The organism is Variovorax sp. GW821-FHT09B05, from assembly GCF_059418265.1.
Genome location: NZ_JBWKPN010000007.1, coordinates 89,111 through 105,684 on the forward strand (window position 1 = coordinate 89,111; position 16,574 = coordinate 105,684).

14 protein-coding genes are annotated in these 16,574 nt (G+C 70.0%); 5 read left to right on the forward strand and 9 right to left on the reverse strand.

Annotated features, from left to right (window positions below; genetic code table 11):
- Positions 1 to 25: 25 nt before the first annotated feature.
- Complete coding sequence (locus AC07RM_RS19380; protein ID WP_495335540.1) at positions 26 to 442, forward strand: PaaI family thioesterase; 417 nt, start codon at positions 26 to 28, stop codon at positions 440 to 442.
- 22 nt (positions 443 to 464) lie between these two features.
- On the opposite strand, the gene AC07RM_RS19385 is transcribed toward AC07RM_RS19380, so the two are convergent.
- The 4 genes from AC07RM_RS19385 to AC07RM_RS19400 all read right to left on the reverse strand — a co-directional run bounded on the left by AC07RM_RS19385 (position 465) and on the right by AC07RM_RS19400 (position 5,824).
- Entirely contained in the window at positions 465 to 881 is a 417-nt protein-coding gene (locus tag AC07RM_RS19385) for a hypothetical protein (protein WP_495335541.1), read from the reverse strand.
- A 61-nt stretch (positions 882 to 942) separates the two neighbouring features.
- Positions 943 to 3,165 (reverse strand): M1 family metallopeptidase, encoded by a 2,223-nt coding sequence (locus tag AC07RM_RS19390; protein WP_495335542.1) that lies wholly within the window; start codon positions 3,163 to 3,165, stop codon positions 943 to 945.
- Between the two features lie 879 nt (positions 3,166 to 4,044).
- Positions 4,045 to 4,437, reverse strand: coding sequence for a hypothetical protein (locus AC07RM_RS19395; protein ID WP_495335543.1), 393 nt, complete (start codon positions 4,435 to 4,437; stop codon positions 4,045 to 4,047).
- A gap of 493 nt (positions 4,438 to 4,930) precedes the next feature.
- Complete coding sequence (locus AC07RM_RS19400; RefSeq protein WP_177239365.1) at positions 4,931 to 5,824, reverse strand: alpha/beta fold hydrolase; 894 nt, start codon at positions 5,822 to 5,824, stop codon at positions 4,931 to 4,933.
- Between the two features lie 196 nt (positions 5,825 to 6,020).
- Here AC07RM_RS19400 and AC07RM_RS19405 point away from each other — a divergent pair, with 196 nt between their 5' ends.
- The 3 genes from AC07RM_RS19405 to AC07RM_RS19415 are packed head-to-tail and all read left to right on the forward strand — an operon-like array spanning position 6,021 to position 9,065.
- Complete coding sequence (locus tag AC07RM_RS19405) at positions 6,021 to 6,707, forward strand: response regulator (RefSeq protein ID WP_093344488.1); 687 nt, start codon at positions 6,021 to 6,023, stop codon at positions 6,705 to 6,707.
- Positions 6,704 to 8,191 (forward strand): sensor histidine kinase, encoded by a 1,488-nt coding sequence (locus AC07RM_RS19410; protein ID WP_495335544.1) that lies wholly within the window; start codon positions 6,704 to 6,706, stop codon positions 8,189 to 8,191. The genes AC07RM_RS19405 and AC07RM_RS19410 overlap by 4 nt, the downstream gene beginning before the upstream one ends.
- 49 nt (positions 8,192 to 8,240) lie before the next feature.
- A complete protein-coding gene (locus AC07RM_RS19415; protein ID WP_495335545.1) occupies positions 8,241 to 9,065 on the forward strand; it encodes a substrate-binding domain-containing protein in 825 nt (274 codons plus the stop codon).
- A 13-nt stretch (positions 9,066 to 9,078) separates the two neighbouring features.
- On the opposite strand, the gene AC07RM_RS19420 is transcribed toward AC07RM_RS19415, so the two are convergent.
- Positions 9,079 to 10,005: a LysR family transcriptional regulator gene (locus AC07RM_RS19420; RefSeq protein ID WP_495335546.1), complete on the reverse strand. Its 927-nt coding sequence runs from the start codon at positions 10,003 to 10,005 to the stop codon at positions 9,079 to 9,081.
- A 116-nt stretch (positions 10,006 to 10,121) separates the two neighbouring features.
- Here AC07RM_RS19420 and AC07RM_RS19425 point away from each other — a divergent pair, with 116 nt between their 5' ends.
- Positions 10,122 to 10,532 carry a RidA family protein gene (locus tag AC07RM_RS19425; protein ID WP_431509267.1) on the forward strand — a complete coding sequence of 137 codons (411 nt, stop codon included), beginning with the start codon at positions 10,122 to 10,124 and terminating at the stop codon, positions 10,530 to 10,532.
- A gap of 4 nt (positions 10,533 to 10,536) precedes the next feature.
- Here AC07RM_RS19425 and AC07RM_RS19430 read toward each other — a convergent pair whose 3' ends face one another.
- From AC07RM_RS19430 to AC07RM_RS19445, 4 genes are all read right to left on the reverse strand, one after another.
- Positions 10,537 to 11,178 carry a LysE family transporter gene (locus tag AC07RM_RS19430; protein ID WP_495335547.1) on the reverse strand — a complete coding sequence of 214 codons (642 nt, stop codon included), beginning with the start codon at positions 11,176 to 11,178 and terminating at the stop codon, positions 10,537 to 10,539.
- Between the two features lie 71 nt (positions 11,179 to 11,249).
- On the reverse strand, positions 11,250 to 13,769 hold the full coding sequence (locus AC07RM_RS19435) for a response regulator (protein ID WP_495335548.1): 2,520 nt from the start codon (positions 13,767 to 13,769) through the stop codon (positions 11,250 to 11,252).
- A complete protein-coding gene (locus AC07RM_RS19440) occupies positions 13,762 to 14,220 on the reverse strand; it encodes a response regulator (RefSeq protein WP_093344502.1) in 459 nt (152 codons plus the stop codon). Before AC07RM_RS19440 ends, AC07RM_RS19435 begins: the two co-directional genes overlap by 8 nt.
- Entirely contained in the window at positions 14,213 to 16,483 is a 2,271-nt protein-coding gene (locus tag AC07RM_RS19445; RefSeq protein ID WP_495335549.1) for an ATP-binding protein, read from the reverse strand. The genes AC07RM_RS19440 and AC07RM_RS19445 overlap by 8 nt, the downstream gene beginning before the upstream one ends.
- Positions 16,484 to 16,574 lie beyond the last annotated feature (91 nt).

The following is a 16,574-nucleotide window of genomic DNA, read 5'->3' on the forward strand; positions in this document are numbered from 1 at the left end:
ATCGACCACGGAAAGACCTCCAGCCATGACCGCGTTCACCCTCGAAGAAGCCAGGGACGTCCTCGCCACCGCCTTGCCGGGCTGCGTGCGCAGCCTCGGCATCAGCGTCGAATCGCTGGGCGAAGGCAAGGCCACGCTGCGCATGCCGGCCGGCGAGCAGGCCACGCGCGAGGGCAACATCTTCGGCGGCCAGGCGCTCTCGGTGCTGGCCGACAGCGCGATGTGCTTCGCGATCTGGACCGACGGCCGCGGGCGCCGCCCGATCGCCACGGTCGACCTGCACATGACCTTCATGCGCGCGGGCGGCGGCGAGGACGTGCTCGCGCATGCCGAGCTGGTGCGCTCGGGCCGCTCGCTGGCCTTCGCGCGCGTGACCATGGACCTGGCCTCCACCGGCCAGACGCTCGCGACCGCGGTCGCGACATTCGCGTTGCCAGCCTGAACCCGCGCCCACGCGGGCGCGCTCAGAGCTTGTAGGCCTCGACCGGTCCGTGCGAATAGAACAGGAAGTAGCCGGTCGAGGTCCGGAAGCCGTTCTTCTCCCAGCCCGGCGGCACCTTGAACAGCGCGAGCTGCTCGCTCTTCATGCCGACGAAGGCCGTCTGCGCGGTGTCGGTGGTGATGCGTTGCCAGTCGTCGCGCGTGGCCGGCGCGAGCTGCAGCTTCGGCTCGCTCCATTCGGGCGTGCGCACCTTGTCGCGCAGCACGTAGCGCCCGTCCTTGCGCTCGATCTTGATCAGTTCCTTGAGCGCCCCGCCCTGCTTCACGGCATAGACGCCGACCAGCTCGGCCTCGGGGCCGCTGCGCGCGCCGCAGGCAGCCAGCAGCAGCGCGCAGGCGATGCACGCGAGCGCGCGCATCGCGTTGTTCCATGTGCTCATCGTTGGTCTCCGGTGAAAGATGGGTGGCCCACCGGGCGCGTCGCCCGGTGGGTTCAGGCCGTCAGCGCTTCAGGTTCTCGCGCAGCTTCAGGCTGCCCTGGAAGCGCAGCGCATGCGGGTACTCCTCCTTGGCGCCCGCATCCACCGCCGCCATCTTCTGCTGGCTCTCCTGCGTCTTGGCCAGCAGCGCGGTCGGCAGGTTCAGCACGCCCTTGATCTGGTCGTACTGCGCCTGCGTGATGCGCCCCACGCCGAGCAGCCGGAAGGCATCGCGCTCGATGTTCAGCAGCAGCGGCTTGTTGTCGGCGAAGTTCTGCGCCTGCGCGAGCAGCGCACTCCACGAGGCGGCGCTGTAGTTGCTCACGTAGTAGTCCTGCCCGGTCGGCCCGGCCAGCACCGCGGTGCAGCCCGGCAGCTCGAGGTTGGTGCGGTTGTTGTCCATCACGAAGGTCTTGCGCTGCGCCATCGCGTCGCCATAGGCCAGCGTGACGGGCACGGTCCAGCTCGAGGCCGGGTACTGGTTCTGGTTCGGGAACGACTCCTGCGTGATCGACACGTAGGTGCGGTCGCCCGCGCACTGCGCATCGACCGTGAGCAGCGGCACGCCGGTCTGGCGGATCAGGCTGTCGCCGATGGCGCTGACCTTCTTGTCGGTCGCCTTCTCGAGCGAACTCCACAGCCGCGAGGGCGTGACGTTGCCATAGGCATAGTCCTTCAGGTAGATCTGCAGGCCCTTCTGCATCGCCTCCTCGCCGATGTAGTTCTGGATCGTCTCGAGCACGTGGCTGCCCTTGTTGTAGACGAAGATCGACGGGCTGATGAAGCCGAACGAACCCGCGTCGTTGAGGTTGCGCTGCACCGGCACCGCCGTGTTCTTGAGGTCGGCCACGATCACGCTGTGCTTGTCGAGCACGTAGTCCGAGAAGCTGTAGTACTCGGGGTGGAACTTGATCGTGGTGCGCCTTTCGAACCAGCGCGCGAACGACTCGTTGAGCCACACGTTGTCCCACCAGTCGAGCGTGACCAGGTCGCCGAACCACTGGTGCGCGACCTCGTGCGTGACCACCGTCACCGAATAGAGCGTGGGCGTGTCGCCGGGCTTGGTCAGCACCGAGTCGGCGAACTCGAAGATCGAGCCCCAGTTCTCCATGCCGCCGAAGCCGGTGTTGGGCTTGTTGTCGTAGCTGTCGTTGGCGGCCACGGTGTCGAACTTGTCGAAGGGCAGCGGGATGCCGGTGTACTTGTAGTAGTAGTCCATCGCGACCTTGGTCCACTCCATCGCGAAGGTGGCCCAGGTCGAGCGGCCCGGCGGCGTGAACCAGCGCAGCGGCATGGTCTTGCCGTCGAGCGGGCTCTTGAAGCTGTCCTCGAGGATGTCGAACTTGCCGCCGCCGAAGAAGGTCAGGTACATGGGCATCGAGGGCGTCTTCTCGAACGACACCAGCTGGTAGCCGTCGGGCAGCCGGGTCTGCGATTTCTGCGCGCCGTTCGACACCGTCTTCCAGTCGCCCGGCACCTCGGCCGAGATCTCGAAGGTGTGGCGGAACGCGGGCTCGTCCCAGCCCGGGAACCACTGGCGCGCGAAGTTGGTTTCGCCCTGCGTCACGATGGCATCGCTGCTCACGCCCTCGGGCGTGGAGAGGCCGACCTTGAACACGCCGGTGGCCGCCGAGCACAGCGGGTTCTTGATCATCTCGGCCGGCGGGCAGTACTCGGCATCGGAGAACTGGATCTTGCCGTCCCACTCCATGTGCAGCAGGTACTTGCCCTTGGCGATCTGGCCGTCGTTGAGCCGCAGCTGCACGAAGTCGCCGCGCGTCTGCGGCGTGGGGATCAGCGCGATCGCCTCGCCCGGGCTCGAGAGCTTGCGCAGCGTGGTGCGGCCGTTGGCGAACTTGAGGTCGTGCGCGGCCACCACGATCGCATCGACCGGCTTCAGCACCTCGATCTCGACATCGCCGCGGCCGGTGAAGGTCTTGAGCGCCGCATCGGGGCGGAACCACAGCTTGTAGTTCTTCGGCCAGACCGTGTCGGGCAGCTCCATCGGCTGCGCCGAGCGATCGATGTTGTTGCTCGCGGCCGAGTCGGGCGCGGCCTGGGGATTGCCATCGTCGGGCGCGTCGGCATTGCCGTTCTGCGCCACCACGTTGCCGGTGTCGAGCGCGGCGCCGGTGCCACCGAACGATGGCGTGCCGCCACCGCCGCCACCGCAAGCCACGAGCGCGGCAAGGGTCACTGCACCGATGGCAAAGTACGGGACTGCGGGCTTGAGAAATTTCTTCATGATCGCCTCTTGTAGGGACATGCGCCGTCCTGCACCTGCCGGCGTGTGGCCGGCTCCTGCATGGAACGCGCGCGGGTTAAGGGGGTGAAAGACTCGCGCAGCGGCAAGCCCCCGCCCTCCCGTCGAACCGATCGTTCGACAGGCAGGCAGTGCCAGCCATGAGCAGCGGTTTCAGTGGACGCGGCAAGCGCGTGCCGCGTGCGACCGCACCGGCGATCGATGCGGCGGGCCGAGGATCCGCGGCATCAGCCACATCAGCGGACTGGGCGCGCGGAAAAAGAGGTTGTGCATACCCGACGATGCGCGGGGCAGCGAGAGGACGAATCGCACCAGGATCCGGGGCGTTCGATTCAGCGCAGGGCGCGCGTGCGATGCGCGCGACGGGCGATGGCCGAGGCCGCGATCGGCATGGACCCATCGGCCGCCTTGCGTCTTCCCGCACCGGCCACGAGGCGATCGGCAGCGAGGACGCAACGGCGGGAGTGTGTGCGCTTGGTGTTCGATATCTTCACGCGTTCTCCCTCCATCGAGTGCGCACAGTTCTAACTGCCGCTCCCCCCGTGCGTCAACGAAGCGCGGAACTTTTCCCTCTCAAATTGTTCGCGCGTCATACGACGAATGGAGTCAAGACCGCGCGATGCTTCGTGGGGTACGAAGATGGACTCCACAACGCGGCGATGCGATGCGAGTGCATCGATGCGCGCAGCCAACACTTGCGATGCAGAATCGTTGCTGCAGCACAGTTGCATCAATGGCGAGACATGCGTTCTTTGGTTCGCGCATGGGTGCGGCATGGCTTGCGATGCAACCTTTCGATGAAGGCCCGTGGGCATTGCGGCGAGCCCTAATGGCGAGACCACTCGCCGATGCCATACCGCCCTACCTGTACTTCGAGAGATTGACCGTGTAGCTGCACTTCGCCCAGCCGCGGCCCGAGAAGTGCCCACTGGGACCTCGCGCCCTTGCCTGAAGCGTCACCGTGCGTGGCTGCTGAATCCCGGTGCCAGAGATGACTTCCACGTAGTCCCCCCAAGCAAGGTTGCAACTGTGCTCGGAACCCGCACCGCTGGTCTCGCCGCCCGTGAGGGTCTTCTCCGCAAAAACGAAATCATCCGGTGCGGTGAGCTTCGCGACATTGGACTCGCATCCGTGGCGCCTGCCATCGGCTCCCGTGGGACTCGTCGTGCAGTCCGCGGCGATGGTCTGTGGCGTCTGGGCATGGACCACGAGGCCAGGTGCGAGCAGTGCCAGGGCAGTCAAAAGTGCTTTCATGGATCCCTCTTGCGGTTGGTAGAAAAGCTGGATCCTCTCGCCGCGCCGAACCGGCTGCATCCGCAATACAGGGGATGCGGACCGCCCCGGACACCTCGAAGAATGCAGTCTCCTTCACTCCACGGAGATACCGATGAAACCGAATATTCCGACCGCGCTGGTCGTTCTCCTGTCGACCGTTCAATACGCCACTGCGCAGACGACTGTCGAAACGAAGACGGCGCCGCCGGCGGCCTCGATGAAGGTCGGCCCCGCGACCATCTCGCCCTCCGCGACGACGGTCTACACACAGCCAGGCCGAGGAGCCGACGGCCCCATCCCGGGGAATCAACGCGGAAGCAGAACCGATACGAGCTATGGCGCTACCGTGACGATTCCAATCCCGGAGACGAAGCGATAGCGCTTGCGAGCACACCGAAGATGGCCCCAGGGCGGGCAGACGGCGCGACGGGGCGAGCGCGGATGGCGGATGGCGGATGAAGCGATCTCCCGCTTACAGCACGTACCCCCGCCCCCGAAAGTGATCGAGCAGTATCTGCCCCACACGCTGCGCCTGATCGAACTCGATCGCATGCCCCGCATCGGGCACCACCATCAGCTCCACGCGCGGCGCATTGACGCGCAGCCTTCGGCTCGCGATGTCGATGGCATGCAGCGCATCGTCCTCGCCGAGCAGCACGCGGGTGCCGGCCGGCAGCAGCCGCATCTCGGCGTCGCTGAGGCCCGCGGCGCGCGGCAGTCCGGCGCCCTGGCTGCGCCAGCGCACGAGCAGGTCCTCGAGCGCCCATTCGGGCAGCGGGCAGGCGCGCGGCGACGAACTCAGTGCATGCAGGCGGCGCAGGTTGCCGTCGGTGGGACACAGCCGCGCCAGCAGCGCGCAGGCGGCGGGGACGACGCGCCGCGGGCCGATGCGCGGCGGTGCGAGCAGCGCGAGCTTCGAGACGCGGCGCAGCGAGCGCCGCATGTAGGCGGCGGCGAGCCAGGCACCGAAGGAGACGCCGCACAGCCCCACCTTGGGCCGGCCGACGCCGATCAGCACGTCCTCGAGCCAGTCGCAGTAGTCGTCCTCGCTGGCCGGCCGGCGGCCCTCGCTGCGGCCGGCATCGCCCACGATGTCGACCGCGTACACGCGCAGCGCGCCCGCGAGCACGCCGGCCATGTGGACCCAGGTGGTGGCATTGCCGCCCTCGCCATGCAGCAGCAGCACCGGCACGCCATAGGCCGGGCCACACACCAGCAGATGGGCGCGGCCGCGCCGCGTGTCGACATGGCGCGACTCCACCGGCACCGGCCAGTGCGCGAGCACGCGGTCGTACGACTGCGAGAGCGCCGCATGGGCCTGGGGCGAGCGGAAATGCGGCAGGAAGGAAGTGGCGTCGAGGGACATCGTCGGGAGGCGAAGGAAGACGGGGGAATGCCATGCCGGCACGGGCCGGCCGGTGAGCAACGCGCGAGCCTGCGGCATCGTGGGCGGCGCAGATGAAGATCGGCTGAAGATTCGGCGACTTGCAGCGCCTTGCACCTTTCGGGCCCGATCGAGAAGTATTAGGAATTCCTTCAGCTTCGCCGGTTAGATTGCATTCATGAAGATCCTTCTGGTGGAAGACGATTTCGACCTCGCGACCGGCATCCGGGTGGCGCTGCAGACGCAGGGCATGGAGGTGGTGTGGGTGCGCCGCATCGAGGACGCGCAGCGCATCCTCGATGGCGAGGGCTGCGACCTGCTGCTGCTCGACCTGGGCCTGCCCGACGGCGACGGCCTGGGCCTGCTGCAGCACGTGCGGCGCGCCGAATCGCGGCTGCCGGTGCTGATCCTCAGCGCGCGCGATGCGCTCGACGACCGCCTGCTCGGGCTCGACAACGGCGCCGACGACTACCTGGTGAAACCTTTCGTTCTCGCCGAGATGCTGTCGCGCGTGCGCGCGCTCGCGCGCCGCAGCTACGGCAGCGACGGCGTGACCTTCGAGGTGCGCGGCCTGTGGCTGCACGAGCCGACGCAGCGCGTGCAGGTCAACGGCCAGCCGGTCGACCTGTCGCGCAGCGAATTCAAGCTGCTGAGCCTGCTGATCAAGCGCACCGACCGCGTGATCACGCGGCGCATGCTCGAGCAGCAGGTGCTGCCGGCCTGGCAGACCCATGGCAGCAACGTGCTCGAGGTCCACATCTCGAACCTGCGCCGCAAGATCGGCGACGGCTACATCCGCACCGTGCGCGGCATCGGCTACGTGATCGACCAGGCCGCGCTGAAGCTGCCGGGAACGCCGTCTTGACGGCCACGGCGGCGGCCTCCGACGCCCCGCGCGGCTGGCGTCGGCTGTTGCGGCCCACGCTGGTGCGCCGGCTGATGCTGGCGCAGGTGGCGATGCTCACGCTGCTGTGGAGCATCGCGGTGGGCCTGGTGCTCGGCACCTCGCTGACCGAGGACATGGGCATGGTCGACACCTCGCACCGCAGCGTGCTGTCGGTGGCGCACAACCTGGCCGACCGGCCCGCGGCGCTGGCCGAGAGCCTCCAGCGCATGGACATCGCGCTGCGCGAGACCATGGGCAGCGACAACGATCCCTCGCTCTCGCCGAGCCTGCTGGTGTGGCAGCACGGCCGGCTGGTCTACCACTCGGACGGCGTGCCGGCCGACATCGCCAACAGCCGCCTCGGCGTGCCCGAGGACGTGACCGCGCAGGGCAAGCAGTGGCGCACGCGTTCGCTGGAGAGCGAGGACGGTGCCACCCGGGTCGCGCTGGTGCTGCCGGCCGGCCCGCAGATGTGGCTGACCTTCCATTCGCGCGGCTACTACATCCTGCCGCTGGTCATCAGCGTGCCCTTCCTGCTGCTGCCGGCCTGGCTGTCGATCCGGCTCGCGCTGCGGCCCTGGCGCAAGGTGGCGCGCGAGATCGCGTCGCGCGACGTGCGCGAGCTCGCGCCGCTGGCCACGCAGACGCGCCACGACGAGCTGCGCCCGCTGGTCGACAACTTCAATGCGCTGATGCAGCGGCTGCGCGCGAGCATGGAACGCGAGCAGAGCTTCATCGCCGATGCCGCGCACGAGCTGCGCACGCCGATCGCGGCGCTGCGCGTGAACGTGGAGGCGCTGCAGGGCCTGCAGGCGCAGCCCGGGACGGTGCCGCCCGCGCGCCAGCAGGAGCTGATGGCGCGCATGGTCAGCGCCAGCGCGCGCGCCGAACGGCTGGTGAACCAGCTGCTGCATCTGATGCGCAGCGCGGCCCAGGTCTCGGCGCCGCGCCCCGCGCTGCTGCGCCTCGATGATCTGGTGCAGGAACGGCTGGCCACGCTGTCGGTGCTCGCGCGCACGCGCGGCGTGGAGGTCGAGCTGCTGAGCGACGACCCGGCACCGGTGGCCGGCGACCGCGACAGCCTGGTGTCCATGATCGACAACCTGATCGACAACGCCACCAAGTACGCGCCGCCGGGATCGACCGTGACCGTGGGCATCCGGCGCGACGGCGCGCAGGCCGAGCTGAGCGTGGCCGACCATGGCCCGGGCATTCCGCCCGAGCTGCGCGAGCGCGTGTTCGACCGCTTCTTCCGCGACCCCGACCAGACCCAGACCGGCAGCGGCCTGGGCCTCGCGATCGTGCGCTCGGCCACCGAGGCGCACGGCGGCAGCATCGTGCTCGGCGAGACCCGACCCGGCCCGGGCCTGCTGGTGACGGTGCGGCTGCCGCTCGCGCGCGAAGGCATCGAGCCGGGCGCCACGGCCTCGGTGAAGACCCGCGCTGCGCTGACGGCGGATTGACAGGCAGGGCTCCTACGATGGCGGGCGCGACATCGACACAGGAGACACCATGACCATCCAGCGCCCCCGCCTCGCTGCCTTCACGCGCCGCGCCCTGCTCGGCAGCGCCCTCGGGCTCGCGCTCGCGGGCTGCGGCAGCCCCGCCGGCCATGCCCCGGCACCGAAGCCCGAGCTCCACGTGATGACCTCGGGCGGCTTCACCGCCGCCTACAACGAACTGCGCCCCGGCTTCGAGCGCGCCAGCGGCCGCGCGGTGAAGACCGCCTACGGCGCCTCGATGGGCAATGCCGCCGACTCCATCCCGAGCCGCCTCGCGCGCAAGGAGCCGGCCGACGTCGTGATCCTGGCGCGACCCGCGCTCGATGCGCTGGTCGCGCAGGGCCAGGTGCGGGCCGGCAGCCAGGTCGACCTGGTGCGCTCCTCGATCGGCTTCGCGGTGCGCAAGGGCGCGCCCAGGCCCGACATCTCGAGCGTCGAGGCGCTCAAGCGCACCTTGCTCGCGGCGCCGTCGATCGCCTATTCGGCCAGCGCCAGCGGCACCTACTACGAGACCGAGCTGTTGAAGAAGCTCGGCCTCGAGGCCCAGGTCAAGCCCAAGAGCCGTCGCATCCTCAGCGAGCGCGTGGGCAGCGTGGTGGCGCGCGGCGACGCCGCGCTCGGCCTGCAGCAGGTCAGCGAGCTGCTGCCGATCGAGGGCATCGACTACGTGGGCCCGCTGCCGGCCGAGGTGCAGCAGGTGACGGTGTTCTCGGCCGGCATCGCCACCGCGTCGACGCAGCCCGAGGCGGCGCGCGAACTGATCCGCTACCTGAACTCGCCGGCCAGCGCGCCGACCATCGCGAAGACGGGACTGGAGCCGCTGGCTTCGCGTTGAGGCGCGCGCCGCGTCAGGCGCCGCCCGCCACGGCGAGCGGCGCATGCTTCGCCATCAGCTCGTCGACCCAGTCGATGAAGACGCGCAGCTTCGCGCTCTGGTGCCGGTTCGGCGGGAACACGAGGTACAGCGGCATCGAAGCCACCTCCCAGTCCTCGAACAGCGGCACCAGCTCGCCGCTGGCGAGGTGCGGCGTGGCCATGTAGCGCGGCAGCCAGAGCACGCCCATGCCCGCGACGCCGGCCGCGGCATAGGCATTGCCGTCGTCGAGCGCGACCACATGGCGGCCCTGCGGTACGAACTGCTCGCCCGCGCGCGACAGCGCGATCGGCGCCAGCGTGCCGCTGCGCGAGCGCAGGAAGCCGACGATGCGGTGGTGCGAGTCCTCGAGCTCGCGCGGATGCACGGGCGTGCCGGCGCGCGCGAGGTAGCCGGGCGCCGCATAGACGCCGAGCCGCAGGTCGCCCACGCGGCGCGCCACCAGCGAGGAGTCGGTGAGCTCGCCGCCGCGCAGGACGCAGTCGACGTTGTCGCCGATCACGTCGACCACGCGGTCGCTCACGCCGAGGTCGAGCTGGATCTCGGGATGGCGCGCATGGAAGGCCGGCAGCGCCGGCACCAGGATCAGCCGCGCCAGCGGAGCCGGCACGTCGACGCGCAGCCGTCCCTTGGGCGAGGCCGAGGCGCTGGCCAGGCTGGTGTCGGCGTCCTCGAGATCGGCCAGCAGGCGCACCACGCGCTCGTAGTAGAGCGCGCCATCGGCCGTGACCTTGACCTGCCGCGTCGTGCGGTGCAGCAGCTTCACGCGCAGCCGTGCCTCGAGCTGCTGCACCAGCTGGGTCACGGTGGTCTTGCTCATGTGCAGGGTCTGCGCCGCCTTGGTGAAGCTGCCGGCTTCCACCACGCGCGCAAAGGCCTGCATCGCATCGAAACGGTCCATCTGATCGCCTGATTGTTTGGGATTACCAAACAGTCATTGTGCGTCTTGCCCGCTTATCCGCAAAGAGCGAACACCTAGATTCACTGCATCCGCAACCATCGAAGAAAGTGAATCCCATGTCCTCCGCACGCGATGTCGTCTTCCCCGCCGGCCGCCAGGCGCTCTACGAGCGCCACCGCTACTCGCCGGCCGTGCGCGCCAACGGCCTGCTGTTCGTCTCGGGCCAGGTCGGCAGCCGGCCCGACGGTTCGCCCGAACCCGAGCTCGAGGCCCAGGTCCGGCTGGCCTTCCAGAACCTGAATGCCGTGCTCGCGGCGGCCGGCGCCAGCTTCGCCGACGTGATCGACGTGACGATCTTCATCGTCGATCCGGCCTCGAAGTTCGAGCGCATCTGGAACCTGGTGCTCGCCGAGTTCTGGGGCGAGGCGCCGCATCCCACGGCCACCGCCATCGGCGTGACCTGGCTCTACGGCTTCGACTTCGAGATCAAGGTGGTCGCGAAGCTGCCGGAAGCCGCCGCCGCCTGAGGCCCTATCGAGCGACGATCCGCTGCACGCCGAGCATGACCAGCATGCCGCCGGCCACGCCATCGACCCAGCGCTCCACGCGCAGGTAGCGCGCGCGGATCGCCTCGGCGCCGAACACCACGGTGATCCCGAAGTGCCACAGCAGCGAGAGCACGGCCACCATCAGGATGGTGGCGGGATAGAACCAGCCCGCGGCCTGCGCGGGCACCAGGGTCGCGAACACGCTGGTCCAGAAGGCCGCGCCCTTCGGGTTGGTGATGCCGGTCAGCAAGCCGGCGCGGTAGGCGCTGCGTGCATCGCGGCGCGTGCCCGCGGGCGCGCGGCGGGCGCTTCCCGTCGCCGTCTTGGCGGGCGGCGACACGGCGCGCCACAGCAGGCCGCCGCCGTACCAGACCAGGTAGCTCGCGCCGAGGAAGCGCACGGCCGAGGCCAGCCACGGATGGTGCGCCATCAGGGTGGACATGCCCGCGAGCGAGAGCACGACCCAGAAGATCGAGCCGGTCGTGAGTCCCAGCACCACGTAGCGCGACTCGCGCTGGCGCCCGTCGAGGGCCATCTGGCTCAGGATGAAGAAGTTGGGGCCCGGGCTCGCGAGCACGGCAAGGTAGACGCCGGCAATGAGCAGCAGGGGCGAGAGTTGGGTCATGGCGCCGAGGAGGATGCAGGAGGATGCGAGAAGGACCCGCCGATCCTAGCGGCGGGCGAACATCCCTGCCCTCAGCGCGACTCGATCAGCGTCTTGACCCGCTTGGCCAGCGCATCCATCTCGAAGGGCTTGGTCATCACGTGCATGCCGGGCGCCAGGTGGCCATGGCTCAGCACGGCGTTCTCGGCATAGCCGGTGATGAACAGCACCTTGAGGCCGGCGCGCAGGGTGCGCGCGGCATCGGCCACCTGGCGGCCGTTCATGCCGCCGGGCAGGCCGACGTCGGTCAGCAGCAGGTCGATGCGCTGGTTCGACTCGAGGATGCGCAGCGCATCGGCGCCGTCGCCGGCCTCGAGCGTGGCATAGCCCAGGCCCTGCATCACCTCCACGATCAGCATGCGCAGCGAGGCCTCGTCGTCGACCACCAGCACGGTGTCGCCGCGGTCGGCGCGCGGCGCGGTCTCGACCTGCTCGGCCTCGGCGGTGTTCTCCTCCGTGCGGTCGTGGCGCGGCAGGTAGATGCTGACCGAGGTGCCCTGGCCGACCTCGGAATAGATGCGCACCTGCCCGCCCGACTGCTTGGCGAAGCCGTAGATCATCGACAGGCCGAGCCCGGTGCCCATGCCGATGGGCTTGGTGGTGAAGAAGGGATCGAAGGCGCGCGCGGCCACCTCCGCGCTCATGCCCACGCCGTTGTCGCTGACCGTGAGCGACACGTACTGGCCCTCGGGCAGGTCGCGGGCCGGCGCGGTGCGCGCGTCGACCCAGCGGTTGGCGGTCTCGACCACCAGCGTGCCGCCCTCGGGCATGGCGTCGCGCGCGTTGATGCACAGGTTGAGCAGCGCGTTCTCGAGCTGGCTCGGGTCGGCGTGCACGTTCCACAGGCCGACGGCGGCCACGTTCTCGAGCGCGATGCCCGGGCCCAGGGTCCGGCGCAGCAGGTCTTCCATGCCGTTCACGAGGCGGTTGAGGTTGACCGACTTGGGCTCCAGCGTCTGCCGGCGCGAGAAGGCCAGCAACCGGTGCGTGAGCGCGGCCGCGCGCTTGACCGCGCCGTGCGCCACGCCGATGTAGCGCTCGAGGTCGGCCTGCCGCCCCTCGAGCCCGCGCCGACGCATCAGCTCCAGGCTGCCGCCGATGGCGGCCAGCAGGTTGTTGAAGTCGTGCGCGAGGCCGCCCGTGAGCTGGCCCACGGCCTCGAGCTTCTGGCTCTGGCGCAGCTGCTCGCGCGCCGCGTCGAGTTCGGCGGCGCGCTCCTTCTGCTGCGTGATGTCGCGCGCGGCCGAATAGTTGAGGCCGCCCTCGGGCACGGCGGTCCACGACAGCCAGCGGTAGCTGCCGTCCTTGGCGCGGTAGCGGTTCTCGAAGCCGCGCGTGCGCTCGCCCTTGGCCAGCCGCGCGAGCTCGGCCTCGGTCGCGGCCAGGTCGTCGGGGTGCACGAGCTGGCGGAACGGCATCGCCATCAGCTCCTGGCGGCTCCAGCCGAGCACCGCCTCCCAGGCGGGATTCACGCTCTCGAAGCTGCCCTGCCCGTTGGCCACGGCCAGCAGGTCCTGGCTCAGCTCCCAGGTGCGGTCGCGCTCGCGCGTGCGCACCTCGACCTCGCGCGCCAGCGATTCGGCGAAGGCCTGCAGCTCGAGCTGCGCCTCGCGCCGCGCGATCGCCGAGCGGATGCGCTCGCCGACCTCGCGCGTGAAGTCGAGCTCGTCGCGCGACCAGGCGCGCGCAGTGCCGTGGTTGAGATAGAGCAGCCCGACCAGCCCGCCGCGCTCGGTCAGCGGCATGTTGACCACGGCGCGCGCGCCGATGCCGTCGAGCGCGTCGGCGGTGGCGCGCGTGCGCGGGTCGTCGTGGGCATCGGCGAAGGCCACGGTCGTGCCCTGGCGCAGGTCGTCGATGTAGCTGCCGTAGTCGCGAAAGTGCAGCGTGCCGGCCAGGCTCTTGACGCCGGGCGCGGTCCAGTCGCGCTCGATCTCGATGGTCTCGGCCGCCTTGTTCACCACGCCGTAGCCCGCGCGGTCCACCTGCAGCTGCATGCCGAGCATCTGCGAGGCGGTGTAGGCGATCTCGCAGATGCCGTCCATGTCGCGGATGCGGTCGCTGAGCTCGATCAGCGCCAGCCGCCGCGACTCGGCGGCCCCGAAGATCTCGTGGGCCACGCGCAGCTTGGCCTCGGCCGCCTGCTTGGCCTCGCGGTCGGCCGCCTCCTTGAGCGCGCGCTCCATCACCACCGGCAGCCGCGCCAGCCGGCCCTTGCTCACGTAGTCGGTGGCGCCGCGCTTGAGCAGCTCGACCGCGTTGTCCTCGCCGATCACGCCCGAGACGAAGATGAAGGGCGTGAGCGGCGCCACCGCGCGCGCGATCTCGAGCGCATGCGCGCCCGAGAAGCCCGGCAGCTCGTAGTCCGACAGGATCAGCTGGTAGCGCGCGCTCTGCAGCGCGCCCGTGAAGCCCTCCTCGTCGCACACCACGGTCACGCGCGCCCCGGGGAGCGCGGCGACCAGCGCCTCGGTCAGCAGTTCGACGTCGAAGCGCGAGTCCTCGAGGACGAGGATGTCGGGGGCCGTCGTGGAAGCCGTGCCGCTACTCATGGCGCCGGGTGGCCTTGAGCGACCCCGGCGGCGGTTCGTTGAGCACGGCCCAGAACACCCCGAGGTCGGCGATCGCCGAGACGAACCGGTCGAAAGCCACCGGCTTGACCACATAGGCGTTGACGCCGAGCTCGTAGCTGCGCAGCACGTCCGATTCCTCCTGCGACGAGGTCAGCATCACCACCGGGATGCTGCGCAGCGTCGCCGAGGCGCGCACTTCCTGCAGCACCTCCAGGCCGGTCACCTTGGGCAGCTTCAGGTCGAGCAGGATCACGGCCGGGTTGCCTTCGGCGCGATCGGCGTGCTCGCCCTCGCGCTTGAGGTAGTCGAGCGCCTGCGCGCCGTCGCGCAGCACGACCACGTCGTTCGCCAGTTGGCTGCGCTCCAGGGCCACCAGGGTCAGTTCCAGGTCGCGCTTGTCGTCCTCGACCAGCAGGATCGGCTTAAGCATCCTCTTCTCCGTCAGTTGCGTTGCTCGAATTCGTTCCATCCGCCTCCGCGCCCGGCAGCACGAAGCCGAAGCAGGCGCCCGCGCCCAGTTCGCCGCGCGCCCACACCGTGCCGCCATGCCGCTCCACGATCCGCTTCACGTTGGCCAGGCCGATGCCGGTGCCCTCGAACTCCTCGGCCTGGTGCAGCCGCTGGAACACGCCGAACAGCTTGTCGACGTACTTCATCTGGAAGCCCACGCCGTTGTCCTCGACCTCGAGGCCGGTGCCGGCGTCGTTGCGCACCGCGCGCACCGTGATCACGGCGGGCTCGCGGGTGCGCGAGTACTTGACCGCGTTGGCCAGCAGGTTGCGCACCGTGACCTGCAGCAGCAGCGGGTCGGCGTACAGCGGCGGCAGGTTCGGCTCGACGCGCCATTCGATGGCGCGGGCCGGCTCGATGCGCACCAGCTCGCGCACCAGGCCCTCGACCAGCGAGGGCGTGTCGACCGTGCGCTTCTGCAGCGCGGCGCGACCCATGCGCGAGAAGTCGAGCAGCGCGTCGACCATCTGGCCCGCGAAGGCCGCCGCGTCCTTCACGTGGCTCAGGTAGCGCCGCGCGCGGTCGGTCAGCTGCTGGCCCTCGGTCTGGGTCACCAGGTCGACATAGCCCGCGATGTGGCGCATGGGCGCGCGCAGGTCGTGCGAGACGGTGTACGAGAAGGCCTCGAGCTCGCGGTTCACGCGGCCCAGCTCGGTCGCCACGGCCGCGAGTTCCTCGGCGCGCCGCAGCACGATGCCGATCAGCGCCTGGCGCAGCTCGACGGCCGCGCCCACCTCGGCCGCCGACCAGGGATTGGAATGCCCGCGGATGTGCTCGACCCAGCTCTGGAAGCTGAGCCGCGGATGCATGCGCTGGCCGTTCGGCACCATCGGCTTGCGCGGATCGCCGGCCCATTGCACCGTTTGCACGATCTCGGGCCGGAACCACAGGATCAGGTGGCGGTGCACCTGCGAGATCGAGATCGCCAGCACGCCGGCCGCGACCGCCTCGCAGTCGGCGAAGGGCTTGAAATGCCCGGCCAGCGAATCGCTGTCGTAGACCTCGACGCCGAGCCCGGCGATCCAGTGCGCGAGCTCCTGGATGCGCGCTTCGGGCGGCACGTCGCCCACGGTCCAGACCGCGTCGTCGAGCACCACGGCCGCGCCGGTGGCGCGTGCCACGCGCAGCAGCAGCGAGCCCTCCTCGACCAGCCGGCGCAGGGTGGCGTCGCTGTCGGCGAGCTGCGACACGGTCTGCAGCGTGAGCTGCCGCAGCTCGAGCCGGTCGGCCACCTCGCCATGGGTCTGCTTGGCGTCGATCTGCATCGACAGCAGCTGGCCCATGTGCTCGCAGGCCAGCCGGGTCGCGGTGTCGAGGAAGCGCGGGTCGTGGTCGTGGCAGGAGATCAGGCCCCAGAGCTGGCCGCGCACCACGATCGACACCGACATCGAGGCCAGGGTGCCCATGTTGCGCATGTACTCGAGGTGAATCGGCGACACGCTGCGCAACTGCGCCTGCGAGAGGTCGATGCCGGTCGGCGCCAGCGCCGCGTCGCTCGAGACCAGCGGCACCGGGCGGTAGTTGGCGTCGGCGATCAGCCGGAAGTGGTTGACCAGGTAGAGCGCGCGCGCCTGCTGCGGAATGTCGGAGGCCGGGAAGTGGTGGCCGACGTAGCTGTCGTAGCCCGCGTCGGCCGCCTCGGCCAGCACCTCGCCGTGGCCCGCGGCATCGAAGCGGTAGACCAGGCAGCGGCCGAAGCCCGTGAGCTGCTTCATCGCGCGCGCGACCAGCCCGGTGAGTTCGTCCACGTCGCGCGCCTGCTGCAGCGCGGGCAGCAGGACGCGGCTCAGCGCATAGATCGGCGCCTCGTTGCCCGCGGCCGGCTTCGCGGCCTCGAACTCGGCGATCAGGTGCTGCTCGGTGCGGTGCACCGCCACGTCGAACAGGCGGCCGTCGATCTCGAACGCGCCCAGCGACACCGGCGAGGCGCCGGGCTGCAGCACCGGCAGCGCCATGCCGCGCAGGCTCTGCGCCGCGGCGGCGGCTTCGCCCTCGGGCCAGTTGTCGCTCCAGGCCAGCCGCTCCAGGCCCTCGGCCGCCAGCACCAGCATGCGGCCGTGCGGCTGGATCGAGCCCGGCACGCGGATCGGCTCGAGATCGCAGCTCGTCAGGTCGGCCGCGTCCGGCGAGCCGGAAACGGCAGCGGGCTGGTGAGGGTTCGAGGACGTGGGAAGTGCTGACACTTTCGAGGGGAAGGACGGGGCCGGATCGGCCGGCACGGGGTTGGAGGAGGAATGAATCGGGGTCGGATCGATCATGCCAGCGGCCCCGGGG

Coding starts and splice junctions, on each gene's coding strand:
- AC07RM_RS19380 (WP_495335540.1), top strand. CDS start 26: ATGACCGCGTTCACCCTCGAAGAAGCCAGGGACGTCCTCGCCACCGCC.
- AC07RM_RS19385 (WP_495335541.1), bottom strand. CDS start 881: ATGAGCACATGGAACAACGCGATGCGCGCGCTCGCGTGCATCGCCTGC.
- AC07RM_RS19390 (WP_495335542.1), bottom strand. CDS start 3,165: ATGAAGAAATTTCTCAAGCCCGCAGTCCCGTACTTTGCCATCGGTGCA.
- AC07RM_RS19395 (WP_495335543.1), bottom strand. CDS start 4,437: ATGAAAGCACTTTTGACTGCCCTGGCACTGCTCGCACCTGGCCTCGTG.
- AC07RM_RS19400 (WP_177239365.1), bottom strand. CDS start 5,824: ATGTCCCTCGACGCCACTTCCTTCCTGCCGCATTTCCGCTCGCCCCAG.
- AC07RM_RS19405 (WP_093344488.1), top strand. CDS start 6,021: ATGAAGATCCTTCTGGTGGAAGACGATTTCGACCTCGCGACCGGCATC.
- AC07RM_RS19415 (WP_495335545.1), top strand. CDS start 8,241: ATGACCATCCAGCGCCCCCGCCTCGCTGCCTTCACGCGCCGCGCCCTG.
- AC07RM_RS19420 (WP_495335546.1), bottom strand. CDS start 10,005: ATGGACCGTTTCGATGCGATGCAGGCCTTTGCGCGCGTGGTGGAAGCC.
- AC07RM_RS19425 (WP_431509267.1), top strand. CDS start 10,122: ATGTCCTCCGCACGCGATGTCGTCTTCCCCGCCGGCCGCCAGGCGCTC.
- AC07RM_RS19430 (WP_495335547.1), bottom strand. CDS start 11,178: ATGACCCAACTCTCGCCCCTGCTGCTCATTGCCGGCGTCTACCTTGCC.
- AC07RM_RS19435 (WP_495335548.1), bottom strand. CDS start 13,769: ATGAGTAGCGGCACGGCTTCCACGACGGCCCCCGACATCCTCGTCCTC.
- AC07RM_RS19440 (WP_093344502.1), bottom strand. CDS start 14,220: ATGCTTAAGCCGATCCTGCTGGTCGAGGACGACAAGCGCGACCTGGAA.